This window comes from Endozoicomonas acroporae (assembly GCF_002864045.1).
GTDB lineage: Bacteria > Pseudomonadota > Gammaproteobacteria > Pseudomonadales > Endozoicomonadaceae > Endozoicomonas > Endozoicomonas acroporae.
Genome location: NZ_PJPV01000245.1, coordinates 1 through 3,400, shown reverse-complemented (window position 1 = coordinate 3,400; position 3,400 = coordinate 1). Strand labels below are relative to the sequence as shown.

Genomic DNA, 3,400 nt, shown 5'->3' with positions numbered 1-3,400 from the left:
ATACTGAAAAGAGCTGGCCAGCGTGCCAAGGGCAAGTAGTCCTTTGGTTCCCTCACTCCCTTGATAGCGGGCCGTGGATGGCTGTTGAAGGGGGACGTCTTTCGAGCCGGGTTCTTTTTCCTGAGCCTCTTCCCGGGTTTCTTTTGATGTCTGTGGTAACTCCGGTTTTGCATCCGGCCCGGGCAAATCGCTCCCGGACCAGGCATTGGCCATATCTTTCACTATGAAAAGGATGGAACTCGACGGCAGGATAGTTGCTGTGGCCAGTCGCACAAGATCTTCCACTGCTTTGCGCGAATTGAAACTGAGGCAAGGATCTTCCGTTGGAATCAATGATGTCGCAAATGCTTTACAAACAGCAATGCCATGGCCGAGCCAGGAACGTTCGATGCCATTCTCTGAAGATTGGGAAGCGCTGTCGCAAATGGGTTGCTGAGTGGGCTGCTGAATGGGTTGCTGAATCATAAATAGGGCTCTTGATGTTGTATTGCATAACAGTACATTAGAACTGTGCACAAAAAATTATCGGGCACTCTCTTCGAACATGCGGTGTCGTAAAAGTTTCTGATTCATTTTTTTATTTAAGGGTACGTTTTGCAGGCGTCGTGTTATTTTTATAAATGAATGGTGGTATATATTTGAATGATTGTAAGACCAATGGACATTAGCGAATAAAGCTTTTAGTCATTGTCCTGAAATAATTCCGACATTTAGCACTCAGGATGAACGTAGTTTTGAAACCCAGAAATGTGGAAATTATTTCAGGATAACTCCTCAGTAGCTACTTTGAACTGGTCAACTGGTCTGGCCGAATTATCCGCAAAGGCAACCGTGGTCGTATAACTGACGATGTTCCGCCTATCCTGGAGCGCCTGGGTATTGACCCACATGAATGTCTGGAGACTATGCGCTGGAATAATCGCTTTCACCGCGCGTTGCCCTCACTGAAAACTTATGTAGAAAGCATTGGAAAAGGCTGGGTTCATGGCATGGCTGTGAGCAGGGGGCTTTTTATCTCTTTCCCAGTGTTCGCCATGGGGCTGCTGCTATCTGTTGCCTACCCGCCGGTTTGCCATAGCTATCGTCAGAGTCAGTCCCATGTTCGGTCAGTACATGGTACACAGGGCTGTCTGGACGGGTGGGTTTTCCAGTGTTCGCCACGGAGTTGCTGCCCTGTGTTGCTATGCCGGCCTGCCCGACCGCCACCGGTTCACCATGGTTATCATCAGAGTCAGTCCCATGTTCGGTCAGTACATGGTACACAGGGCTGACTGGTCGGACGGGTTTTCCAGTGTTCGCCACGGAGCTGCTGCCTGTTGCTATACCGGCCTGCCCGTCCGCCAACGGTTCACCATGGTTATCGTCAGAGTCAGTCCCATGTTTGGTCAGTACATGGTACACAGGGCTGCCTGGTCGGGTGGGTTTTCCAGTATTCGCCACAGAGTTGCTGCCTGTTGCCATAGCGGCCTGCCCATCCGCCACCGGTTCACCATGGTTATCGGTGGATTCATACCCGATCAGTTCTAAGTACACAGGGATGTCAGAGGGGGCGGGTTCTTTTTCATTACCCATCAGGGGATTGTAGTCCCCTGTTGCCGTGTTCCCTTGTCTGAATGTTAACGTTTGGTAATGGCCTGGGGGAGCAGGCAGCGGTCTCGTGTTCCTCGGCCTGAACGACAACGGTTGATAATGATCCAGGGGAGGAGCAGGCAGCGGTCTCTTGTTCCTCGGCCTGAACGACAACGGTTGGTAATGATCCCGGGGAGGAGTAGGCAACTGTCCCTCAGCACGGGGGCGGCCGCTGGCTGGGGGCGGCATGGGTTCCGCGCGGTTACGACCAGCATTAGTCGATGACCTTTGGCTGTAATAGCGGTAGGCGATCACACCGACCAGCACAATAATCACCGTACCCAGGGTGGCGATACAAGCTATAACGGCAGGGCTTGGTGATGCCACTGGCGGTGTTGGTGCGGCAAATGTAGCGGTGCTGCCTGGTGTTGTGGTCATCGTCTTTGTGCTTGATGTGCCAGAACAATAATTAACGATTTGGTGCTTTAGTTTTGCCAAGTCGGGGGCAATATCTGCACAGATATCATTATTCTGCCAATCCCGACACCCCTCGGGAGTGCCTCTTGGTTGGCTATTAACAGTGACATTACAAATAATCGGGTCAGATCCTCCGAAGATTTTCGCAGTGGCATTTTCACTTTTAACGGTGCTATTGAACACCCTGGTGTTGGCGATACGTTCTAGTGCTTGATAAAAGCGTCCTGCGCCAATACCGGCATTTGCCTCGCTGCCTGAGGTTATCACCGTGCAGTTCACCGCTGTCGTGTGGTGAACAGTACCTTTACCCAATACTCCAACCCCAATATCCAATACTCCAGCCCCAATACCGGCATCTGCATCTTCTCCTATTGTTACAACATGACAATTAACCGCTGTCGTGTGGTCAACAGTACTTTCCCTCGAATGTCCAGCCCCAATACCGGCATCTGCATCTTCTCCTATTGTTACAACATGGCAGTTAACCGCTGTCGTGTGGTCAACAGTACTTTGCTTCGAATGTCCAGCCCCAATACCAGCATTTGCATCAGCTTTGTTGGTTTTCACCGTGCAGCTCAACGCTGTCGTGTCTGTAACCGTTCCTTTATCAAGCTGATATCCCACCCCAATACCGGCATCAGATTTTCCCATTGCTTCAACATGACAGTTCACCGCCATTGTGTTGCTAACGTTTCCACCTTTCGATGTTCCCGCACCAATACCGGCATGTGAGTGTAGTCTCTTTGCTGTAACACTACAGTTTACCGCAGCCATGTTGTTAACAGCTCCCCTTATCAGATATCCCGCACCAATACCGGCATGACTATAGGTGGCGTAGGTTTTCACCGTGCAGTTCAACGCAGTCATGTTAGTAATAGTTCCTCCGCCATCTACACTGCCCACGCCAATAGCTGCGGGTACGGATATTTCCTTGGTATCAACGTCAGCACGTTCAACCCGAATATTACTGATCTTGGCGTTATCAGACATTTCACAAGCCACTACCCCGGCCGGATCCGTTGAGGTTATTTTGGCATCACTAAGGGTCAGGTTCTCGATACGGCCCTCATCGGACAGGTGTTTTACCAGGCACTTCGAAAGTTTGCCAATAGTACGATAATTGCCGTCCAACTTGCCGGTGAATGGATTTTTTTTAGAGCCAATGGACCGGGACAATTGGTTATCGTTGAAATCATCAGTCAGGCGATATTGTTTGCTACATGAGCCCTTATCACGGCAGATCTTGCCCAGGTTCTCGGCATCCGCCACGTTAATCCAGCGGTCAGAGGCGGATGCTGATGCCGCACCGACCGCGGACAGGCCGACCAGAGCCCCCAGTGCCAAGGGTGTGTTT

At 50.9% G+C, this 3,400-nt stretch carries 2 protein-coding genes; both read right to left on the bottom strand.

The annotated features are described in order from the left end of the window. The coding region (locus tag CX664_RS24735) for a hypothetical protein (RefSeq protein WP_146000340.1) at positions 1-465 on the bottom strand (465 nt) is incomplete at its 3' end. 546 nt (positions 466-1,011) lie between these two features. Then, a partial coding sequence (locus CX664_RS26800; RefSeq protein WP_219622299.1) for a M26 family metallopeptidase occupies positions 1,012-3,400 on the bottom strand: 2,389 nt, incomplete at its 5' end.